Source organism: Dyella sp. BiH032, assembly GCF_031954525.1.
Taxonomy (GTDB): domain Bacteria; phylum Pseudomonadota; class Gammaproteobacteria; order Xanthomonadales; family Rhodanobacteraceae; genus Dyella_D.
Genome location: NZ_CP134867.1, coordinates 1,349,986 through 1,370,337, shown reverse-complemented (window position 1 = coordinate 1,370,337; position 20,352 = coordinate 1,349,986). Strand labels below are relative to the sequence as shown.

At 67.9% G+C, this 20,352-nt stretch carries 14 protein-coding genes; 7 read left to right on the top strand and 7 right to left on the bottom strand.

The window, feature by feature from the left end:
* Positions 1 to 12 precede the first annotated feature (12 nt).
* On the top strand, positions 13 to 3,762 hold the full coding sequence (locus RKE25_RS05920; RefSeq protein ID WP_311841329.1) for a translocation/assembly module TamB domain-containing protein: 3,750 nt from the start codon (positions 13 to 15) through the stop codon (positions 3,760 to 3,762).
* 68 nt (positions 3,763 to 3,830) lie between these two features.
* Here the strand turns inward: RKE25_RS05920 and RKE25_RS05915 are convergent, their stop codons facing one another.
* Positions 3,831 to 4,568, bottom strand: coding sequence for a thioredoxin family protein (locus RKE25_RS05915; protein WP_311841328.1), 738 nt, complete (start codon positions 4,566 to 4,568; stop codon positions 3,831 to 3,833).
* Between the two features lie 18 nt (positions 4,569 to 4,586).
* Positions 4,587 to 6,050, bottom strand: a complete 1,464-nt coding sequence (locus RKE25_RS05910; RefSeq protein WP_311841327.1) for an MFS transporter — start codon at positions 6,048 to 6,050, stop codon at positions 4,587 to 4,589.
* Positions 6,051 to 6,418: 368 nt separating this feature from the next.
* On the opposite strand from RKE25_RS05910, the gene RKE25_RS05905 reads away from it, so the two are divergent.
* Positions 6,419 to 9,754, top strand: a complete 3,336-nt coding sequence (locus RKE25_RS05905; protein WP_311841326.1) for a GH92 family glycosyl hydrolase — start codon at positions 6,419 to 6,421, stop codon at positions 9,752 to 9,754.
* A 104-nt stretch (positions 9,755 to 9,858) separates the two neighbouring features.
* Here RKE25_RS05905 and RKE25_RS05900 read toward each other — a convergent pair whose 3' ends face one another.
* The gene (locus tag RKE25_RS05900) at positions 9,859 to 10,890 is read right to left on the bottom strand and encodes an NADP-dependent oxidoreductase (protein ID WP_311841325.1); all 1,032 of its coding nucleotides are present in this window, start codon (positions 10,888 to 10,890) and stop codon (positions 9,859 to 9,861) included.
* Between the two features lie 112 nt (positions 10,891 to 11,002).
* The gene (locus tag RKE25_RS05895; RefSeq protein ID WP_311841324.1) at positions 11,003 to 11,605 is read right to left on the bottom strand and encodes a TetR/AcrR family transcriptional regulator; all 603 of its coding nucleotides are present in this window, start codon (positions 11,603 to 11,605) and stop codon (positions 11,003 to 11,005) included.
* A 126-nt stretch (positions 11,606 to 11,731) separates the two neighbouring features.
* On the opposite strand from RKE25_RS05895, the gene RKE25_RS05890 reads away from it, so the two are divergent.
* The 4 genes from RKE25_RS05890 to RKE25_RS05875 all read left to right on the top strand — a co-directional run bounded on the left by RKE25_RS05890 (position 11,732) and on the right by RKE25_RS05875 (position 16,676).
* Positions 11,732 to 13,807: a M13 family metallopeptidase gene (locus RKE25_RS05890; RefSeq protein ID WP_311841323.1), complete on the top strand. Its 2,076-nt coding sequence runs from the start codon at positions 11,732 to 11,734 to the stop codon at positions 13,805 to 13,807.
* Between the two features lie 146 nt (positions 13,808 to 13,953).
* Positions 13,954 to 14,715: a glucose 1-dehydrogenase gene (locus RKE25_RS05885; RefSeq protein ID WP_311841322.1), complete on the top strand. Its 762-nt coding sequence runs from the start codon at positions 13,954 to 13,956 to the stop codon at positions 14,713 to 14,715.
* 22 nt (positions 14,716 to 14,737) lie between these two features.
* The gene (locus tag RKE25_RS05880) at positions 14,738 to 15,175 is read left to right on the top strand and encodes a universal stress protein (RefSeq protein ID WP_311841321.1); all 438 of its coding nucleotides are present in this window, start codon (positions 14,738 to 14,740) and stop codon (positions 15,173 to 15,175) included.
* A 97-nt stretch (positions 15,176 to 15,272) separates the two neighbouring features.
* Positions 15,273 to 16,676 carry an MBL fold metallo-hydrolase gene (locus RKE25_RS05875; protein ID WP_311841320.1) on the top strand — a complete coding sequence of 468 codons (1,404 nt, stop codon included), beginning with the start codon at positions 15,273 to 15,275 and terminating at the stop codon, positions 16,674 to 16,676.
* Positions 16,677 to 17,373: 697 nt separating this feature from the next.
* On the opposite strand, the gene RKE25_RS05870 is transcribed toward RKE25_RS05875, so the two are convergent.
* The 3 genes from RKE25_RS05870 to RKE25_RS05860 form a co-directional block, all read right to left on the bottom strand.
* On the bottom strand, positions 17,374 to 18,261 hold the full coding sequence (locus RKE25_RS05870; RefSeq protein WP_311841319.1) for a universal stress protein: 888 nt from the start codon (positions 18,259 to 18,261) through the stop codon (positions 17,374 to 17,376).
* Between the two features lie 12 nt (positions 18,262 to 18,273).
* On the bottom strand, positions 18,274 to 18,849 hold the full coding sequence (locus RKE25_RS05865; RefSeq protein WP_311841318.1) for a GNAT family N-acetyltransferase: 576 nt from the start codon (positions 18,847 to 18,849) through the stop codon (positions 18,274 to 18,276).
* A gap of 133 nt (positions 18,850 to 18,982) precedes the next feature.
* The gene (locus tag RKE25_RS05860; RefSeq protein ID WP_311841317.1) at positions 18,983 to 19,780 is read right to left on the bottom strand and encodes a universal stress protein; all 798 of its coding nucleotides are present in this window, start codon (positions 19,778 to 19,780) and stop codon (positions 18,983 to 18,985) included.
* A 136-nt stretch (positions 19,781 to 19,916) separates the two neighbouring features.
* On the opposite strand from RKE25_RS05860, the gene RKE25_RS05855 reads away from it, so the two are divergent.
* Positions 19,917 to 20,348, top strand: coding sequence for a universal stress protein (locus tag RKE25_RS05855; protein WP_311841316.1), 432 nt, complete (start codon positions 19,917 to 19,919; stop codon positions 20,346 to 20,348).
* The last annotated feature ends 4 nt before the right edge of the window (positions 20,349 to 20,352 follow it).

Below are 20,352 nucleotides of genomic sequence, written 5' to 3'. Positions count from 1 at the left end.
GGAGGAGCACCAATGAAGACCTGGCTCAAGCGCATCGCCCTCGCCTTCGGCATCCTGCTGCTCGTGCTCGTGGCCGCCCTGTGGTGGTTGCTGGGCAGCGCACCCGGCCTGCGCTTCGCGCTCGCCCGCGCGCAGGGGGCCACCGGCGGGGCGCTCACCGTGCAGCACGCCGAAGGCCGGCTGATCGGGCCGCTGCGTCTGCAGGGCGTGCGCTATGCGGACGGCCAGGGCCTCGACGTGAAGGTGGCCGATGCCGCGCTCGACCTGCGCGTGTGGCCGCTGCTGCGCAAGCGCGCGCACGTGCTGGACCTGAACGTCGAAGGCGTCGACGTCGCCCTGCCCGCCCCCAAGGAAGACGAACCTCCCAGCCAGAGCAGCTTCTCGCTGCAGCAGCCACTGGACATCGTGCTCGACAACGTCCACGTCGGCGCCGTGCGCATCACGCAGAACGGCGAGCCGCTGTTCCAGTCCAACCGCCTCGACCTCGCCGGCCAATGGACCGGCAAAGGCATCGAACTGCGCAAGCTCTCCCTGCTCGCACCGGACGGCCATGCGGACCTCAACGGCGCGCTTGTCATCGAAGCCGGCGAAAAAGGCGATGGCAGCGCCGGCTTCGCCTGGAAGATCGCCGACGTGGACTACGCCGGCACCATCGAGGCCCATGGCGACGGCAAGCGCATCAAGGCCGACCTCAAGCTCAGCCAACCCACCGCCCTGCAACTGACGCTCGACGCGGCACAGAGCGGCGACTACGCCTGGAACGCCCGCCTCGATGCGCCGCGCTTCGATCCCAAGCCCTTGCTGGGCGACAGCTCGCTCACCGCGCTCGGCCTCGCCCTCCAGGGCAGCGGCGACCGCCACGGCGGCACGCTGCAGGGCAAGGTCGACCTCAATGACTACCAGCTGCTGCTGCAGCCGTTGCGTGCCCGTTTCAGCGACGACTTCAAGACGCTGCAGCTCGAACAGCTCGCGCTCGGCTCGCCGCAGATCAAGGGCCAGCTCCAGGCCAGCGGTACCGTGCAGCTCGACGCGCAGCCGGTCAGCGGCGACCTGTCCATCGCCTGGAAGGACCTGCTCCTGCCCGCGTCGCTCGCCGGCCAGGAACTGGCCAGCCAGGGCAGCCTCAAGGCGCGCGGCAGCGCCGATGCCTTCCACGCGGAAGGCGACGTGGACATCGGCCCGCCCGGCAAGCTCGCCAAGCTCGCGCTCAATCTCGACGGCACGCCCAAGCTGATCGATCTGCACACGCTGGAACTCAAGCAGCCGCAGGGCGGCCTGCAAGCCAAGGGCACGCTCACGCTGCAGCCCGCGCTGGCCTGGCAACTGGAAGCCACCGCGAACAAGCTCGATCCCGGCCAGCTGCTCGCCGGCTGGAACGGCGCACTGGACCTCGACATCGCGACCGCCGGCACGCTTCCCAAGAATCAGCCCGACGCCACTCTGGACATCCGCAAGCTCACCGGCACGCTGCGCGATCGTTCCGTGCGCGCGCAGGGCAAGCTGCACCTCACGCCGGCGCAAGTGCTCGACGGCAAGCTGGACCTGGCCTCCGGCGGCAGCACGGTGAAGCTCGACGCCAAGCCCGGCGCCAGCAACGACGTCCAGCTCGACCTGGCCATCGCCTCGCTCGGTGACTGGCTGCCGGATGCGCAAGGCCGCCTGCAGGGCGACCTGCGTCTGCGCGGCAAGGCGCCGGCCCTTTCGCTCGACGGCAAGGTGCAGGGCAACGGCATCGTCTATGCGGACCAGCACGTCGACAGCCTGCACCTGGCCGCCAAGGTTCCCGACCTCAGCAACCCCGGCGGCCAGCTCGACCTGGAAACCGGCCGCGCCACGCTCGGCGGTCTCGACTTCCGCCGCATCGATCTGCGCGGCGACGGTATCTCCGCGCGCCACAACCTCACGCTGCAGGCGCAGGGCGACCAGCTCTCCACCCGCATCGCGCTCGGCGGCGGCATGAAAGGCAACGCCTGGAACGGCTCGCTCTCGACGCTCGATCTGGATGCCAAAGGCCTGCCGCCGTGGCGGCTGCAGCAGCCCACGCAGCTGTCCTACAACGACGGCGCGATAAGCCTGTCCGAGCTGTGCCTCACCGCCGGCGAACCGCTGCTGTGCGTCGCCGCCAAGCAGGACAAGGCCGGCAATCTCGACGCCAACTACCGCCTGCGCGACCTGCCGCTCGCCCTGCTGATGACGTTTGCCGGCCCCGACCTGCCGATGCGCGCCGAGGGCACGCTCGGCGGCAGCGGCAACCTCCGCCGCAACGCGGCCGGTGCACTCAACGGCACCGCATCGATCACCTCCGCGCGCGGCACCGTCACTTACGTCGAGCATCCCGACCAGCCGCTGCTCGCCTATCGCGACCTCGCGCTGCAGGCCCAGCTCAGCCCCAGCAGCCAGAACGCCACGCTGCACGCGAGCCTGGGCAACGGCGGACGGCTGGATGGCCAGGTCAGCGTGAACGGCGCGCAGCAGGCGCTCGGCGGCCAGCTGGAACTGCATCTCAACGACCTCGCCTTCGTCGAGCTTTTCACCAGCGAACTCGCCGACGTGAAAGGCGCCGCCAACGGCAGCTTCCGCTTCGGCGGCACGCTCGCGCAGCCGCTGGTGTCCGGCCAGGCCGCCGTCACTGGCTTCGCCGCCGAAGTGCCTTCCGCCGGCCTCAAGCTCAGCCAGGGCCAGCTCACCGTCAGCACCACCGATGCCAGGCAGTTCCTGATCGGCGGCGGCGTGCATTCCGGCCAGGGCGATCTGCGCATCGACGGCCATGCCGGCGTCGGCGAGAACGCCACCACCGCCATCAACGTGAAGGGCAGCCAGTTCACCGCCGCCGACATCCCATCCGCCAAGGTCGTGCTCTCGCCCGATCTGCAGATCACGCAAGACGCGAAGGGCATCAACGTCGGCGGAGCGGTGAAACTGGATACCGCCGATATCGACGTCTCGCGGCTGCCCGGCGCCGGCGCGACCAAGGCCTCACCTGACGTCGTCGTGGTCGACCAGGAGCAACAGGCCGAGAAGGCCGCCGCGCTGCCGATCACCGCCCAAGTGAAAGTGGACCTCGGTCGCAAGACGCACTTGGTCGGCTTCGGCCTCGACGGCCGCCTGGGCGGCACGCTCACGGTCACCGAGCGCCCCGGCCGCGCCACCACCGGCCAGGGCCAGATCACCGTCGACGGCATCTACAAGGCCTACGGCCAGAACCTGCAGATCGAACAGGGACGGCTGCTGTTCGCCAGCACGCCGATCGACAATCCCGGCCTGGACATCCGCGCCGCGCGCAAGCTCAACCCCAACGCCACCATCGACGAAGGCCAGAAGGTCGGCCTGATGGTTTCCGGCACCGCGCAGCGCCCGGTGCTCACAGTGTTCTCCAACCCCGTGATGGAGCAGTCGGACGCGCTCTCCTACCTGATCACCGGCAAGCCTCTGTCGCAGGTGAAGGGCGGCGAAGGCGACATGGTCGGCGCCGCGGCGCAGGCGCTGGGCTCGGCAGCCGGCGATCTGCTGGCCAAGAGCGTCGGCAGCAAGCTCGGCATCGACGACGTGGGCGTGTCCAGCAACGAAGCGCTCGGCGGCACCTCCGCCTTCACCGTCGGCAAGTACCTCTCGCCGCGCCTGTACCTCAGCTACGGCGTGGGCCTGTTCGAACCGGGCCAGGTGATCACCCTGCGCTATCGCCTCAGCCACCGCTGGAACTTCGAGGCGCAAAGCGCGACGGATTTCAATCGCGCCAGCCTCAATTACCGGATCGAGAAATAGTTCGACGGGAAACGGTGCGACGGAAACCAAATGGAAGCACGGAACGACGCCGTGCTCCCCCTGCTACTTCACGTACCCTCGCATCCGCACCCTGGCTCGGCACGGCCATACGCATCGCGCAACCGCACCCAATCGCCCAAGGAGTGATGCGGCCCATGCTCGCCGCGCCCTTTCGGCATGACATCGAGAAAGCCGTAGGCGCCAAGGAACTGCTCGCCGCCGCGACCGAACGTCGAGTACGTGTGATAGATCCGCCCATCCTCCCCCTTGAGGAACACGCTGTCGCCCGAGTAATCCGCCATTCCAGGCGCCACCTCCCGATAGTTGTAGATGGCCTTGCCCGCTTCCATCTGCGCCGGCGTGAACGACACCTGGAAGTCGTAGTTGAAGTCGCTGCGATAGGAAGACACGAATGGGAAGGTCCAGCCCATCCGGCGGCGCAGCGCCTCGATCTCCTCGATCGGTGCGCGCCCGATCGCCACGTATGACACCCCGTGGTTCTCCAGATGCACCAGGATGCCGGCCAGGTGATCGACCTCGAACGAGCAGCCGATGCAAGGGTCCTTCTGCCCTGGCGGCAGCATGAAATGCTTCACGAACAGCTGATCGCGTCCGCGGAACAAATCCGCCAGCGTCACCGGTCCGTCCGGGCCATCGAACTCGTAGACCTTGTCCACCTCGACCCATGGCAACTGGCGGCGCGCCGCGCTGAGTTCGTCCTTGAGCCTGGTGAAGGCTTTTTCCTGCTCGAGCAGAGCGACGCGCGCCTTCCACCAGGCATCGCGCGAGACGACCGGATGATCCATGACAGGCCTCCTGTTCGATCAATGCGCCGACACCGGTGCTGCCGCGGCTTCGCCTTCGCGCGGCCGCAGCAGCACCGCGCCCAATACCGCGCCTAATGCCGCGAAACAGGCGCCGGCGAGGAAGGCGGCGCGATAGCCGGTCAGCAATGCCGCGCCACGCTCGGTGCCATCGAGCAGCGCCGTGCCCGTCTGCGCCGCCGCAAGGCTCGCCAGCACCGCCAGGCCCAGCGCGCCGCCCATCATGAAAGCGGTGTTCACTAGGCCCGAGGCCAGTCCAGACTCCGACGGTTCCACGTCGCCCATCGCCGCCAGCAGCAAGGGATTGAGCGCGATGCCTGCGCCCAGGCCCAGCAGGACCATGCCGGGCATGATGTCGACCACGAAGGTTCCATCCTGCGGCGCGCGCGCGAACAGCAACAGGCCCACCGCCGCCAGCACCAGTCCCGCCGTCAACGGCTTGCGGATGCCGAAGCGCATCACCAGCTTCGCCGAGATGCCGAGCGAGAATAGCGCCATGATCAGGTTGGCCGGCAGGAAGGCCAGGCCCACTTCCAGCGGCCCGTAACCGAGCACCAGCTGCATGTAGAGCGCCGACAGGAAGAACCACGCGAACATCGCCGCCGCCCACAGCACGCCCACCGTGTTTGACACCGCAATGTTGCGCCTCACGAACAGACGCAACGGCATCAGCGGCTTGCGCACGCGCGCCTCGATCAGAAAGAACAGCGCCAGCAGTACGGCCGCGCCCGCCAGCTCGCCGAGCGTGCGCGCCGAGGTCCAGCCCAGCTCGTTACCGTTGACGATGGCGTACACGGCCAGCATCAGCGCGGCGGTCACCGTGACGGCACCGCCGACGTCGAGATGGCGCGACCCGTCCGTGCCCTTGGTCGCCGGCAGCAGCCGCGGCGCGAACGCGATCACCGCGATGCCGATCGGCAGGTTCACCAGGAACACCCAATGCCAGGTCAGCGTGCTGGTCAGCACGCCGCCGAGCATCGCGCCGAGACTGCCGCCACCCGCACAGACGAAGCCATAGATGCCCATCGCCTTCGCGCGGTCGCCCGGCTCGGTGAACAGATCCATGATCAGCGACAGCGCCACCGCCGTGACCACCGCGCCGCCAAGCCCCTGCACCGCGCGAGACGCGACGAGGAAGCCTTGCGTCTGCGACAAGCCGCAGGCGAGCGACGCCAGCGTGAACAGCGCGATGCCGAGCAGGAAGAAACGCCGGTGCCCGTACAAGTCACCCAGCCGCCCGCCCAGCAGCAGGAAACCGCCGTAGGCCAGCATGTAGGCATTCACCACCCAGGCCAGCGACGTGTCGGTGAACTTCAGGTCGGTTTTGATCGAGGGCAACGCCACGTTCACGATGGTCGTGTCCAGCACGATCATCAGCACACCCATGCACAGCACCAGCAGCGCGATCCAGCGCCGGCGGTCGTGGTACCCGGCGTGGGTTTCGTTGGAAACATCATTCGTCATGTTCGGCTCGCTTGCAGGGTCGATGGGCTGGCGCGGTTTGCACCGTTTGTGGAAACGACGAACGGCGGCCGGCGAAATCGACAGCGACGATGTCGCCCGAGGGTTCACGCGTTTCAGCCCGACTTTTCTCCGGGAAGAAAGTGCCTTTCGTCCGGCGACGCGAAGGCTCGCATCGGACGATCGACGGTGCACCTTGGCCCGTCCGCCATGTTCCCACCATCGCGCGCCTGCTCGCCGCGCGGTGGAGACGAGAAAAACCCTGTCATGTTGCGCCGCCGTTTGACAGGCTCGATTTAGAACGATTCAAATCGACACTTCCGCGCCCAGCCGTCCAGAAGGCCACGCGCCACTTGAGGGGAAACACACGCATGCGCCACCGGCTTCGCACGTTCGCCACGCGCCGTCTGTCCTGGGCCCTGCTGCTCGCCCTGCCACTGGCGCAGGCCGGCCAGGAAAGCGGTTTCTTCAGCTCTTTCGAGGCGGGCGAGCCTGCGCCGAAGGCCTCCGCGTCACCGCTCGCCGTGGATGTCACCGGTGGCCCGGGTAAAAATGTGGTGCTCACCGCCAAGCCCGGTGTCGGCTTCACCGGCCTGCATTCGCTGCATTACCGCGGCCAGGGCGGCAAGCGCCAGGAGGCGGTGCTGTTCGACGTGAATCTCCCCGTCGGCGACCGCACCCAGCTCTCCTACCTGGTGTTCCCCGTGACCGCGGGCGACGATCTCGCCAACTCTTCCACCTACACCGCCATCGACCTGGTCTTCGACGATGGCTCGCGCCTCTCTGCCGGGGCCGCGCGCGACCAGCATCGCGTCACTGCCTCCGCCCGCGCGCAAGGCGAAAGCCGCACGCTCTACCCCAACCAGTGGAATCGCCTGGCCATCGACCTGGGCGCGGCGGCGCGCGGCCGCACCATCAAGCGCATCGTGCTCGTGCAGGACGGTCCGCAGGGCGCGGTCGAAGGCTTCCTCGACGATCTGCGCATCGGCGACGCGCCGGCCGATACCGCCACGCGACCTTCCGACTACGTGATCACCACGCGCGGCACCCACTCCAATGCCAACTTCTCGCGCGGCAACAACTTCCCCGCCACGGCGGTGCCGCACGGGTTCAACTTCTGGGCGCCGGTGACCGACGCCGGCTCCGACTGGATGTACCAGTACCAGGAGCGCAACGGCGACGACAACCGCCCGCGCATCGAAGCCTTCGCGCTGTCGCACGAGCCCAGCCCGTGGATGGGCGACCGCCAGACCTTCCACCTGATGCCGGCCGCAGTCGCCAGCGGCGCGCCCACCGCCAACCGCAAGGCGCGCGCGCTGAGCTTCAGCCACGACCACGAGACCGCCCGCGCCGACTACTACAAGGTGGCATTCGACAACGGCATCGTCAGCGAGATCGCACCCACCGACCACGCGGCGATGTTCCGCTTCACCTTCCCCGGCGCGCGCGGCCAGCTGGTGCTGGACAACCGCAACGATCAGGGCGGCGTCACGCTCGATCCTTCCGGCCGCAGCTTCAGCGGCTATTCCGACGTGAAGAGCCGACTCTCCACCGGCGCCACGCGCCTGTTCTTCTATGCGGAGGTCGACCGCCCGATCGCCGAAAGCGGCCGGCTCACCGGCGAGGGCCGCGACCATGTCACCGGCTGGCTCGGCTTCGACACGGCGAAGGACAAGACCGTCAACGTCCGCATGGCCACCTCGCTCATCAGCGTCGAGCAGGCGAAACACAATCTCCAATTGGAAATCGCAGCCGGCGACACGTTCGACACCGTGCGCGAACGCGCACGCCAGCGCTGGGACGACCAGCTCGGGATCGTCGCCGTGAAAGGTGCCAGCCGCGACGAACTCACTACGCTCTATTCCAACCTCTACCGGCTGTTCCTCTATCCGAATTCGGCCTACGAGAACGCGGGCAGCAAGGAGAAACCGGTCTATCGCTACGCGAGCCCGTTCTCCGCGGCTTCCGGCGAGAACACGCCCACGCGCACCGGCGCGCGCGTGGTGGACGGCAAGGTGTACGTCAACAACGGCTTCTGGGACACCTACCGCACCGCGTGGCCGGCCTACACGCTGCTGGTGCCGAAACAGGCCGGCGACATGATCGACGGCTTCGTGCAGGAATACCGCGACGCCGGCTGGATCGCGCGCTGGTCGTCGCCCGGCTATGCGGACCTGATGGTCGGCACCAGCGCCGACGTCGCCTTCGCCGATGCCTGGCTCAAGGGCGTGCGCAACTTCGACGTGCGCGGCTTCTACCAGGCGGCGCTGAAGGACGCGACCGTGCTCAGCCCCATCGCCGGCACCGGCCGCAAGGGGCTGCAGCGCTCCAACTTCAACGGCTATGTCGACAGCGGCGTGAAGGAAGGCCTGTCCTGGTCGATGGACGGCTACATCAACGACTTCGCCATCGGCAATCTCGCCGCAGCACTCGCGAAGCAAGGCGGCAAGGCCGATCCGTATGGCGCGCACTATGCGGACGACGCGACGTACTTCCATTCGCGCGCGCAGGACTACGTCAACCTGTTCAACCCGGAGATCGGCTTCTTCGTCGCCCGCGACGCCAAGGGCCAGTGGCGCTACACCAAGGCGCAGTTCGACCCGAAGCGCTGGGGCGACGACTACACCGAGACCAACGCCTGGAACATGGCCTTCCACGCCCCCCACGACGGCGCCGGTCTCGCCGCGCTCTACGGCGGGCGCGACAAGCTCGCGGCGAAGCTGGACCAGTTCTTCGGCGAATCGGGCGAATTCCATGTCGGCGGTTACGGCGAGCCGATCCATGAAATGCTCGAAGCGCGCGACGTGCGCATGGGCCAGTACGGCCACAGCAACCAGCCATCGCACCACATCATCTACATGTACGCCTACGCCGGCCAGCCGTGGAAGACGCAGGACAAGGTGCGCGACGTGCTCTCGCGCCTCTACGTCGGCAGCGACATCGGCCAGGGCTATCCCGGCGACGAGGACAACGGCGAGATGTCCGCCTGGTATCTGTTCAGCGCCGCCGGTTTCTATCCGCTGCGCATGGGCTCGCCGGAGTACGTGATCGGCGCGCCGTATTTCCCGCACCTGGATATCCGCCTCGACAACGGCAAGCACATCGTCGTCGACGCTCCGAACGTCAGCGACCGCAACCGCTACGTGCAGAGCCTGCGCGTGAACGGCCAGCCGTGGAACCGCCTCACCCTGCCGCACGAACTGCTGGCGAAAGGCGCCACGCTGAGTTTCGAGATGGGCCCTGAGCCCTCGCACTGGGCCAGCGGCGATGCCGCGCTACCGGCCTCGCTCAGCAGCGCCTCCGGCCCTCGCCCGCTCCACGACCTCACTGACGGTGGCAGGGGTGAGCGCGAAGCGGACGGCGTCGCCAAGGTCGACGCTCTGTTCGACAACGACAGCAGCACCGACAGTCGCCTCGAGGCGCACGCGACCGTGCGCTGGCATGCGCCCTCCGCATCGAAGGTGACGATGTACACGCTCACGTCCGCCTCCACCGGGGATGCGCCGGGTGCGTGGACGCTGGAAGGCTCGAACGACGGCAAGCAATGGACCGTGCTCGACCGCCGCCAGGGCGAGCGCTTCCCATGGCCGGGACAGACCCGGGCGTTCGGCGTCGGCAAGCCGGGGAGCTATACGTGGTATCGCCTGAGCTTCGCCTCTGGCGCGGCATCGGCGCTCGCGGAGCTGGAGCTGCTGGGCGCCGACTGATGCCGTCGCTGGCCGTTGTCACTCGGTAGTGCCTCTACCCTCTCCCCGACAAGGGGAGAGGGTGCACGGCGGCGGCGGTGGGGCTCGCTATGCTGCGCGCGGTCTCACTCCGCGACCTTCACCACCAGCTTCCCGAAGTTCTTCCCTTCCAGCAACCCGATGAACGCCGTCGGCGCGTTCTCCAGCCCTTCCACCACGTCCTCGCGCAGCTTTATCTTTCCGGCCGCGACCCACTCGCCCATCTCCTTGCGGAAACGCTCGAAGCGCTCGCCGTAGTGGTCGAGGATGATGAAGCCTTCCATGCGCACGCGCTTCTGCAACACCGTAGACATCACCTGCGGCAGTTGGTTGGGGCCGGACGGCAATGACTTGTCGTTGTAGTGCGCGATGATGCCGCACACCGGCACGCGCGCGTAGTTGTTGAGCAGCGGGACCACGGCGTCGAAAACGTCGCCGCCGACGTTTTCGAAATAGACGTCTATACCGTCGAGGCATGCCTCCGCGAGCTTCTTCGCCAGCTGCGGATCGTGGCGATCCAGGCACACGTCGAAGCCCAGCTCCTCCACCGCATAGCGGCACTTGTCCGCGCCGCCGGCGATGCCGACCGCGCGCGCGCCCTTGAGCTTGGCGATCTGCCCCACCACCGCCCCCACCGCCCCGGTCGCCGCGGCCACCACCACGGTTTCGCCCGGCTTGGGCTGGCCGATATCGAGCAGGCCGACGTGCGCGGTGAACGCCGGCATGCCGAGGCCACCCAGGGCCAGCGACGGCTGTGCCATGGCGCCTAGCGGCAACAGGTCGCTACCGTCCGACAGCGCGTAGTCCTGCCAGCCGGCGTTGCTCAGCACCAGGTCGCCGGCCTTGAACGACGGGTGCTTCGACGCCGCCACGCGGCTCACCGTGCCGCCGGCCATCGGCGCGCCAAGCTTCACCGCTTCCGCATAGCTCGGGCCGACTTCGTTCATGATGTTGCGCATGTAGGGATCGAGCGAGAGATACAGCGTACGCAGCAGCACCTGCCCTTCGGCGGGCTCGGGCACCGGCACTTCCTCGAGGCGGAGATCCTGCACGGTCGGCGCGCCTTTCGGATGCGCGGCAAGCACGATGCGGCGGTTGACGGTGGCGTTCTGGGGCATGGGCAGTCCTTGTGGGGTGGGAACGTCGGTCGGCGGCACGGTCGAGCTGGCGTTAGACCAGTCGTCTAGTCGCGGGGTGAAAAAAAGCGGGACCGCTTGCGCATGTCCCGCTTCAGGCGTCGTCGCGCAGCCCGAGCAGCTGCCGCGTGCCGGCCATGGCCGTATCGAGCGGTGCGCGGTGGCGCGAAATCTTGGCCAGCAGGCTCGCACCGAGCCAGCTCTGATAGAGCATCGCAGCAGCCGCGTGCGCATCCGGCGGCGGCGCGAGCGAGCCGTCCGCACGGCCTTCCTCGATGCAACGCGCCAGCCGCGCGATCACCCCGCCGGTGCCGCGCTCCAGCGCGGCCCGCATGCTCTCGGAGAGATCGCACACTTCCGCGCCCAGCTTCACGGCCAGGCAGCGGCTCTGCGCGTCGTCGCCGGTCTGCGATTCCAGCCAGTCGTTGAAATACGCCAGCAGCCGCCGCGCCGCCGTACCTCGCTGAGCCAGCAGCACATCGGTGCGCGCGAGGTAGTCGTCGAAGTAGCCCTGCAGCACGGCCTGGCCGAAGGCTTCCTTGGAACCGAAGTAGTGATAGAACGACCCCTTCGGCACCCGCGCGGCGGCCAGCACTTCGGCCAGCCCCACCGCCGTGAAACCCTTGCGCAGCAATAACGGACGAGCCACGTCGAGGATGTGCTGGCGGACGTCGGTGACGGGGGCGGCGGCGTTCATGGGCGCGCACTCTAGCGGCCATTAGACCAGTCGTCTAGTGACCTCCCCGCCCGCTAGTCCATTGGTCATGTCCCGCTCGGTGGGGCGCGGGTCTATCGTGAGCCACCTTTTCCACGGAGCTCCACCATGACGTCGACACGCTGGATCCTCGCCGCCGCTATCGCGGCCGCCTGCGGCACGCTGCATGCCGCGCCCGCGCCGCAGCAGGCCGCGGTCAAGCAGCACAACGCCGCCGGCGTGGACCTCGCCGGCATCGACAAGGCGGTGAAGCCCGGCGACGACTTCGACGGCTACGCCAACGGCAACTGGAAGAAGACCGCGCAGATCCCGGCTGACCGCGCCAGCACCGGCATCTTCCTGCAGGTGTTCGAGAAGGCCGAAAAGCGCAACGCGGAACTGATCCGCGACGTCGGCAAGAACCACCCCAAGGCCGGCAGCAACGAGCGCAAGATCGGCGACTACTACGCCGCATTCATGGACGAGGCGGCGATCGAAAAGAACGGCCTCAACCCGTTGAAACCGGAACTGGCGAAGATCGACGCGATCAAGGACAAGGCCAGCCTGTCCGCCGTTCTCGGCGGCACGCTGCGCGCGGACGTCGATCCGATCAACGCCACCAACTGGAGCACCGAGAACCTGTTCGGCCTGTTCGTCACGCAGGGGCTGGAAGACCCCTCGCACAACGTGCCCTACCTGCTGCAGGGCGGCCTGGGCATGCCCAACCGCGACTACTACCTCGCCGACGACGCCCAGATGAAGGGCTTCCGCGAGAAGTACCAGGCGTACATCGCCAGCCTGCTCAAGCTCAGCGGCGCGAAGGACGCGGACGAGAAGGCCAAGGCCATCCTCGCGCTGGAAACCAAGATCGCCAAGGCGCAGGCCAGCATCGTCGAGAGCGAAGACGTGCATAAAGCCAACAATCCGTGGGCGCTGGCGGACTTTGCCAAGAAGGCGCCGGGCCTCGACTGGAACGCCTACTTCACCGCGGCCGGTCTCGCCGGCCAGAAGCAGGTGATCGTGTGGCAGCCGGAAGCGATCCGCCAGCTCTCCGCCCTCACCGCGAGCGAGCCGCTGCAGACCTGGAAGGACTGGCTGGCCTTCCACACGCTCAACCACAGCGCCGGCCTGCTGCCCAAGGCCTACGCCGACGCGCAGTTCGAGTTCTACGGCCACACGCTCAACGGCACGCCCAAGCAGCGCGACCGCTGGAAGCGCGCCATCGGCGCCACCAACGTGGCGCTGGGCGACGCCGTCGGCCAGATCTATGTGCAGCGTTATTTCCCGGCGTCGTCGAAGGCGCGCGTCGCGCAGATGGTCGACAACATCAAGGCCGCCTTCAACGACCACGTCGACACGCTGGACTGGATGAGCCCCGCCACCAAGCAGAAGGCCAAGGCCAAGATCACCACGCTTAAGGTCGGCGTCGGTTATCCGGAAACCTGGCGCGACTACAGCTCGTTCGACGTCCGTGCGGACGATCCGGTGGGCAACCGCCTGCGCGCCGAGGAGTTCGAATACAAATACCAGCTCGCCAAGCTGTCCAAGCCGGTGGACAAGGGCGAGTGGTGGATGACGCCGCAGACGGTGAACGCGGTGAACCTGCCGCTGCAGAACGCGCTCAACTTCCCGGCCGCGATTCTCGAAGCGCCGTTCTTCGACCCCGACGCCGACGACGCCGCCAACTATGGCTCCATCGGCGCGGTCATCGGCCACGAGATCAGCCACAGCTTCGACAACACCGGCGCCGAGTTCGACGCCGAGGGCCGCCTCGCCAACTGGTGGACGCCGGAGGACCAGGCCCACTTCAAGGCCGCGGGCCAGAAGCTGGTCGAGCAGTACAACGCCTACGAACCGCTGCCGGGCCTGCACATCAATGGCCAGCAGACGCTGGGCGAGAACATCGCCGACGTCTCGGGCCTGGCCATCGCGCACGCCGCCTACGTGAAATCGCTCGGCGGCAAGCCGGCGCCGGTGATCGAAGGACTGGCCGGCGACCAGCGCTTCTTCCTCGCCTTCGGCCAGTCCTGGCGCACCAAGACCCGCGACGCCGCCCTGCGTGCGCAGGTGATCGGCGACGGCCATTCGCCGGGCCAGTTCCGTGCCCAGACCGTGCGCAACCTCGACGCCTGGTATGACGCGTTCAAGGTCGCCCCAGGCGAGAAGCTGTACCTGGACCCGAAGCAGCGCGTGAAGATCTGGTAAGTCACCCGCACCGAAGCCCTGCCAAGCCGCGCCTCCGGGCGCGGCTTTTTCTTTGCGCCGCAAAGCGCCATGCCCGTTGATCCGCGTCAATAAGGCCGGCCCGGGCACCGGGCATGCTCTGCCCCGTCCTCGCAGGGAACACGGTCATGGGCAGGCTCGAAGGCAAGGTCGCGTTCGTCACCGGCGGTGCGCTGGGCATCGGCGCGGCGTGCGCGCGGCGCATGGCGGAAGCCGGCGCGCGCGTGGCCATCGCCGACATCCTCGACGAGCCGGGGCAGGCGCTGGCCCGCAACCTGGGCGAACCCGCCCGCTATCTGCATGCGGACGTCGCCTCCGAAACGGAGGTGGCCCGCGCGATCGCCGACACCGTCGCCCACTTCGGCCACCTCGACATCCTGGTCAACAACGCCGGCATTTCCGGCGCCAACAAACCCACCCACGAGTTGACCGAGGAGGAGTGGGACCGCGTCCAGGCGATCAACGTCAAGGGCGTGTTCTTCTGCACCAAGCACGCCATCCCGGCGCTCCGTGCCAACGGCGGCGGCAGCATCGTCAATCTCTCGTCCATCTATGGCCTGGTCGGCGCGCCCGACGTGCCGCCCTACCACGCCTCCAAGGGCGCGGTACGGCTGATGACCAAGACCGACGCGCTGCTCTACGCCACCGACCGCATCCGCGTGAACTCCATCCACCCCGGCTTCATCTGGACGCCGATGGTCGAACACCACCTAGCCTCGCTGGGCGGCGACGCGGACGCCAACCGCCGCAACGCCGATGCGCTGCATCCGCTAGGCCACATCGGCGAGGCCGACGACATCGCCTGGGGCGTGGTCTACCTCGCCTCCGACGAAGCGAAATTCGTCACCGGCAGCGAGCTGGTGATCGACGGCGGCTACAGCTGCCGCTGAACCCATCACCGAAGGAAACGCCATGTTCAAGCACATCCTCCTCCCGACCGACGGCTCCGAGCTTTCGCTGCGCGGCGTCCAGCTCGGCCTGGACCTGGCGAAGTCGTGCGGCGCCAAGGTCTATGCGCTGCACGTGATCCCGCCCTTCCATACGTTTACCTACGTGTCGGAGATGATCGCCGCCACCGAGGCCACCTATATGGAAGGCGCGGTGGAGCGCGCCGAACGCTACCTGGCCGACGTCCGCGATCTCGCCGAAAAGGCCGGCGTGACCTGCGAAGGCGCGCACGTCACCAGCGACTTTCCCAGCGAGCGCATCGTCGAGACCGCGCAGAACCGCCAGTGCGACCTGATCGTGATGGCCTCGCACGGCTGGCGCGGCTTCACCAAGCTGCTGCTGGGCAGCGAAACGCAAAAAGTCCTGCTCACCAGCCCGGTGCCGGTGCTGGTCTGCCACTGAGCGCTTGCGCGCCTCACCGCTTTCTCCCCGCCGCCGGCATCATGCCCACCCTCTTGCGCCGGCGGCCTTTTCTTTCCACGCCATCCGGGCCAACGGCATGAATCCACGCATGGTCTACAGCGCGCACGGCGCGGCCAAGCAAGTCACCGGCTCCTGTCACCTAGTGACCTGCGGCGACACGCGCGTCCTGATCGATTGCGGCCTATTCCAGGGCGGCAACAACCACCACGACCTGAATTTCGATCCGTTCGGCTTCGATCCGGCGAGCATCGATGTGCTGCTGCTCACCCATGCCCATCTGGACCACTGCGGCCGCATCCCGCGCCTGGTGCGCCAGGGCTTCCGCGGCCGCATCCTCGCCACCGCCGCCACCCGCGACCTCGCGCGCATCGTGCTGCTCGACGCGGCCGGCCTGCAGGAGGAAGATGCCGCGCGCGCCGAACGCAGCGGCCAGCGCCGCGGCGAGCACGCGGGCGAACCGCTGTTCACGCTGGACGATGCGTTCCATAGCTTCGACTACTTCGACACCCCGGTGGCCTACGGGCAGACCGTTGTTGTGGGAGCCGGCGTGACTGCGAAGTTTCTGGATGCGGGCCACATCCTGGGCTCGGCCTCCATCCTGCTGACGCTCGAGGACCGCGGCCAGACGCGTACCGTGCTGTTCTCCGGCGACGTCGGCAACCACGACCGCCCCATCCTGCGCGACCCCACGCCCGCACCCGCCGCCGACTACGTGGTGATGGAAACCACCTACGGCAACCGCCCGCACCGCTCGCTGCCCGATTCGGTGGACGAGCTGTACCGCGCGATCCGCGAGACCTTTGCGCGCGGCGGCAACGTGGTGATTCCATCGTTCGCGCTGGAGCGTGCGCAGGAGATCCTCTATTACCTGCACCGCGGCGCCGTCGAAGGACAGTTGCCCGAGCACATGCATGTGTTCCTCGACTCCCCCATGGCGATCTCGGCGACGGACATCTTCCGCCGCCATCCGGAGTGTTTCGACGCATCCTTCCTCGCGCAATTGCGCGAGGGCGACCCCTTCGCCGCCCCCGACCTGCGCTTCACCCGCGACACCTCGCAGTCGATGTCGATCAACCGCATCGAAGGCGGCGCGGTGATCCTCGCCGGCTCCGGCATGTGCACCGGCGGCCGCGTCCGCCACCACCTCAAGCACAACCTGTGGCGCGAACGTTCCAGCGTCGTGTTCGTCGGCTATGCCGCCGAAGGCACCCTCGCCCGCCGCATCGTCGACGGCGCCCGCGCCGTGCGGATCTTCGGCGAGGACATCCAGGTACGCGCGCAGATCTGGACGATCAACGGCTTCTCCGCCCACGCGGACCAAGGCGGCCTGCTGAACTGGCTCGGCGACGCACCACGCCGCAAGGTGTTCCTGGTGCATGGCGAGTACGAGCGCGGCATGGCGGCGATGACCGAGCAGCTGACGCGAAAGGGAATTCCGAGCCAGATTCCTGGGATGCATGAGTCGATTTTGTTGGCGTAGGTGGGTTGGTTGCGGATGGTGATGCGGCTGGGGGGGTGTGGCGCGATGCTGCGCGCTGTGGTTTTGGCGTGCGGCACTCGCGACCTGCGTGTTGTTCCGGATTGAGCTTGGCCGCTGGCGGCTGCAGCTATTGCATTAGCTATGTTCCGGCGAGCACCCGCCCCTCATCCCGCCTTCTCCCCGGAGGGGAGAAGGAGAAGTGCAGGACCGCGGCAAGAAAAACAAGAGCGAGCGAAGCGACGCTCCGTGGTGCTCTTGATCTCCGGGTTCCCTTCGCGGCGGTGAGGGCTGGACGATCAGGCCGCCGCAGGCGGGCGGGGACAGGGATGTCCCCGCCTTTTCGATCAGGGCATGGATGCCCTGTCGAAAAGCCCGGCCAGACCTCAACGCACCCGCAGCAGCGAAGGCTGCGGAGGGCGCCGCGCAGGGGGCCCTTTCTTCTTGGTTACTTCTTCTTTGGGCAAGCAAAGAAGAAGTAACTCGCTCTCCGGCAGGAGAGCGAAACCCTCGCCCTTTGGGCGAGACCAGACTGGCCGTAAGGCGACAACCGAGCCGTGTCGCACTACTGGGTGCAGGCCTGCGCCGGAATGACGAGGATGAGAGGGCAAGGCGATCGTCAGCGCCCGACGTTGGAGTTCGCAAGCTCACCCCAACCTACGCCACAAGCCCACCGAAAACACCGCGCCCACGCGCCCCCTCAATGCTGCATCAACACCGGCAAAACCCCCTTCTGCAAAACGGCGCGAGTCGCCCCACCCAACACCCTCTCCCGCAACCGCGACCGCCCATACGCCCCCATCACCAGCAGATCCGCATTCATCCGCCGCGCCTCGTGCAGCAAGGCATCCCCCGCCTCATGCGCCGACACGTGAATCCGCCGCCGCTTCGCCGCGATGCCATGCTGCGCCAGGTAAGCGATCGGGTTGAAATACGGCATCACCTTGCCGTCGTCCTCCACTGCCGGCGAGGCGCCATCGACCAGTACCACCTCGTGCGACTGGCCCAGGAACGGCAGCGCCGCGTGCACCGCGCGCACGGCTTCCAGGCTGCCGTTCCAGCCCATCATCACGCGATCGAACGCCAGTTCCCGGTCCCAACGCGGCGGCAACATCAGACAGGGCCGGCGGCAGCACAGCAACGCCTCGCCAAGCACTTCGAGGTCGCCGTCCTCCTCCGCGATGTCGCGTTCCAGCACGATCAGGTCGTGCCATGCGCCCAACTGGTGCATGGTGCGGGCCAGGCCGGTGTGCGTGCTCATCCAGGTGGCGCCGTATACGCCGTAACGCTGTGCCAGCGTCTGGAAAGCGTCCGCCTCGCCCTGCCGGTCGCGCGGGATGTCCAGCAGCAGCGACATCACCGTCGGCTCGCCATCGAGGCCGCGCAGTGTGCGCAGCACCGGGTCCACGAAGCATCCCGTCACGTGGCTGTCCCAGCGCTTGGCCAGCGCGAAGGCCGCCATCACGGCCGGGCTCCACGGGCCGGTGGACGTCACCAGCGCCACGATGTCCGCGGGAAAATGACGGGTTTCGCCCTGCATGGCGGAACGCATTTCCGCCTCATTCGATTTGCGCAGACGCAGTGGCATAAGCCCCTCCGCTCACAGTTCGAGAATGTGCATGACGCGCGCCGGATCGTCCGGCGACAGTTCACGGCGGAAACCCAGGAACTCTGCCAGCTCGCGCATCGGCTGGTTGGAGGCGTCGTCCACCGAGAACATGCGCTTGTAGCCGTTCTCCCGCGCGGTCCGGATCAGGTGACGCATCAGCAACACGCCCAGACCGCGGTGCTGCCAGTCGTCGGCCACGGTCACCGCGCACTCGCATTGCTTCTCGTCGGTGGTGGCGGCGAAGCGGCTGACACCGATTTCGCGCAGCTTGCCGTTGTCGTGCAGCAGCGCGACGAAAGCCATCTGCCTGGGCAGTTCCACTTTCATCAGCTGGTCGATCAAGGCCGGACTGGCCTGGCGGAAATCGCCCAGGAAACGATAGCGGCGCGCGGTGGGCGAAAGCCGGCGGATGAATTCTTCCTCGCGTTCGCGATCGTCCGGCCGCAGCGGACGGATCAGCACCGGCGTGCCGTCGCGCATGTGGTCGATCCAATGGGTGCCTTCCAGCAGGTGCGGAAAACCGTCGAAGCCGCCCTTGCCCGGCTGCGTGGTTGCGGTGGTCGTCATGAGGATGCTCCTGGCGGTAGCGGATGTCGGAAGTCCGCCGTCCCTGGCGGGGGGTGGAACCTGATCGGTGTTGCCGGTGTACGCCGGCCACCGGCCAGGCGACTTGACGCCGGTCAATGAGATCGCCGGGTGCTCAATGCGCCAGGAACAGCGGCAGGCGGGTATTGCCCAGCAGCCAGCGCGTGGCGCCGCCCAGCATGAGCTCGCTCATGCGCGAGCGGCCCCAGGCCCCCATCACCAGCAGCTCCGCGTGCTGGGCCAGGGCCTCGTCGTGGAGAGCCGGCCCGACGTCCTGCTCGGGATCGAAGTGGACCCAGCGCAGCTTCACGCCGTGCCGTGTCAGCCAGCCCTGGATCGGCAGCGACGGCCGGCCGCCGGGCAGGTCCGCGCGGTCGCCGTCGTACACCAGCACTTCGTCCGCGCCGCGCAGCAGCGGCAGGGCCGCGTGGATAGCGCGCAGCGCCTCGGCGCTGCCGTTCCAGCCCACGGCGACGCGGCGGAAATCGAAGCCGCGGTGCCAGGCCTCCGGCACCAGCAGCATCGGCGACGAGCCGGAGAACAGCACCCGGGTCAGCTCGGCAGCGACCGTCGGCGCTTCCGGCACGCCCACCGGCAGCGGGCTGACCATGACGTCGGCCAGCAGCGAGCGCTTGGCCAGGGTCAGCTCGTACATGCCGCGCAGCACCTCCCACGCCCCGGCCACCTCGTGGCGCCGGCACAGAGCCTCCCACCACAGCTGGCGGGATTCGGCCTCGCCCTCTTCCAGCGCCAGCAGGCCGATGGCGTCGGCCGTGCCGAGAAACACCGGGTTCACCGGCACGATCTGCAAGCCGGTCAGGAAAGCGCCGTGCCGCCGCGCCATCGCGACGCCGCAGCGCACGGCCGGCTCGGCTTCCGTCGCGCGGCCTACGTTGACCATGATGTCCCACATGGCTGCGGCTCCTCGGGGCTGATGAGGCGGATCGTGCGCCCGCCCGCGCGGCGGCCGATTGACCGGCGTCAACAAGTCGCCCCGCGACCGGTTCCAAAGTGATGCCGGAACAGGACGCGCGCCCAGGGAGACCACCATGTATCAGCACATTCTTCTGCCCACCGACGGCTCCGCCGCCGCCACCCACGCCGTGGAGACGGGCATCCGGCTCGCCGCCCAGCTCGGCGCGCGCGTGCATGCGCTGCACGTGCTGCCGCCGTTGCCGGCCGTGAGCTTCCTCGCCGACGTCATCCAGGGCGATGTCTACACCCGCCGCGCCATCCAGCGCGCCGGCGACTACCTGGCCGACGTGCGCGAGAAAGCCGAAGCGGCCGGTGTGCCGTGCGCGACGGAATACGTATTCGACAACCGTCCCTACGCGGCCATCGCCGGCTCTGCTTCAAAGCACCATTGCGACCTGATCGTGATGGGGGCGCACCTGCACAACGGCCTGGAGGGGCTGCTGCTGAGCAACGTCACGCACAAGGTCATCCTCAACTGCGACGCGCCGGTGCTGGTCTGCCACTGACCAC

Excerpts from the sequence above, each read along its gene's own strand:
- RKE25_RS05895 (WP_311841324.1), bottom strand. The coding sequence starts at position 11,605 with ATGAACGCCGCCGCCCCCGTCACCGACGTCCGCCAGCACATCCTCGAC.
- RKE25_RS05885 (WP_311841322.1), top strand. The coding sequence starts at position 13,954 with ATGGGCAGGCTCGAAGGCAAGGTCGCGTTCGTCACCGGCGGTGCGCTG.
- RKE25_RS05920 (WP_311841329.1), top strand. The coding sequence starts at position 13 with ATGAAGACCTGGCTCAAGCGCATCGCCCTCGCCTTCGGCATCCTGCTG.
- RKE25_RS05900 (WP_311841325.1), bottom strand. The coding sequence starts at position 10,890 with ATGCCCCAGAACGCCACCGTCAACCGCCGCATCGTGCTTGCCGCGCAT.
- RKE25_RS05890 (WP_311841323.1), top strand. The coding sequence starts at position 11,732 with ATGACGTCGACACGCTGGATCCTCGCCGCCGCTATCGCGGCCGCCTGC.
- RKE25_RS05865 (WP_311841318.1), bottom strand. The coding sequence starts at position 18,849 with ATGACGACCACCGCAACCACGCAGCCGGGCAAGGGCGGCTTCGACGGT.
- RKE25_RS05870 (WP_311841319.1), bottom strand. The coding sequence starts at position 18,261 with ATGCCACTGCGTCTGCGCAAATCGAATGAGGCGGAAATGCGTTCCGCC.
- RKE25_RS05860 (WP_311841317.1), bottom strand. The coding sequence starts at position 19,780 with ATGTGGGACATCATGGTCAACGTAGGCCGCGCGACGGAAGCCGAGCCG.
- RKE25_RS05875 (WP_311841320.1), top strand. The coding sequence starts at position 15,273 with ATGAATCCACGCATGGTCTACAGCGCGCACGGCGCGGCCAAGCAAGTC.
- RKE25_RS05915 (WP_311841328.1), bottom strand. The coding sequence starts at position 4,568 with ATGGATCATCCGGTCGTCTCGCGCGATGCCTGGTGGAAGGCGCGCGTC.
- RKE25_RS05880 (WP_311841321.1), top strand. The coding sequence starts at position 14,738 with ATGTTCAAGCACATCCTCCTCCCGACCGACGGCTCCGAGCTTTCGCTG.
- RKE25_RS05910 (WP_311841327.1), bottom strand. The coding sequence starts at position 6,050 with ATGACGAATGATGTTTCCAACGAAACCCACGCCGGGTACCACGACCGC.
- RKE25_RS05855 (WP_311841316.1), top strand. The coding sequence starts at position 19,917 with ATGTATCAGCACATTCTTCTGCCCACCGACGGCTCCGCCGCCGCCACC.
- RKE25_RS05905 (WP_311841326.1), top strand. The coding sequence starts at position 6,419 with ATGCGCCACCGGCTTCGCACGTTCGCCACGCGCCGTCTGTCCTGGGCC.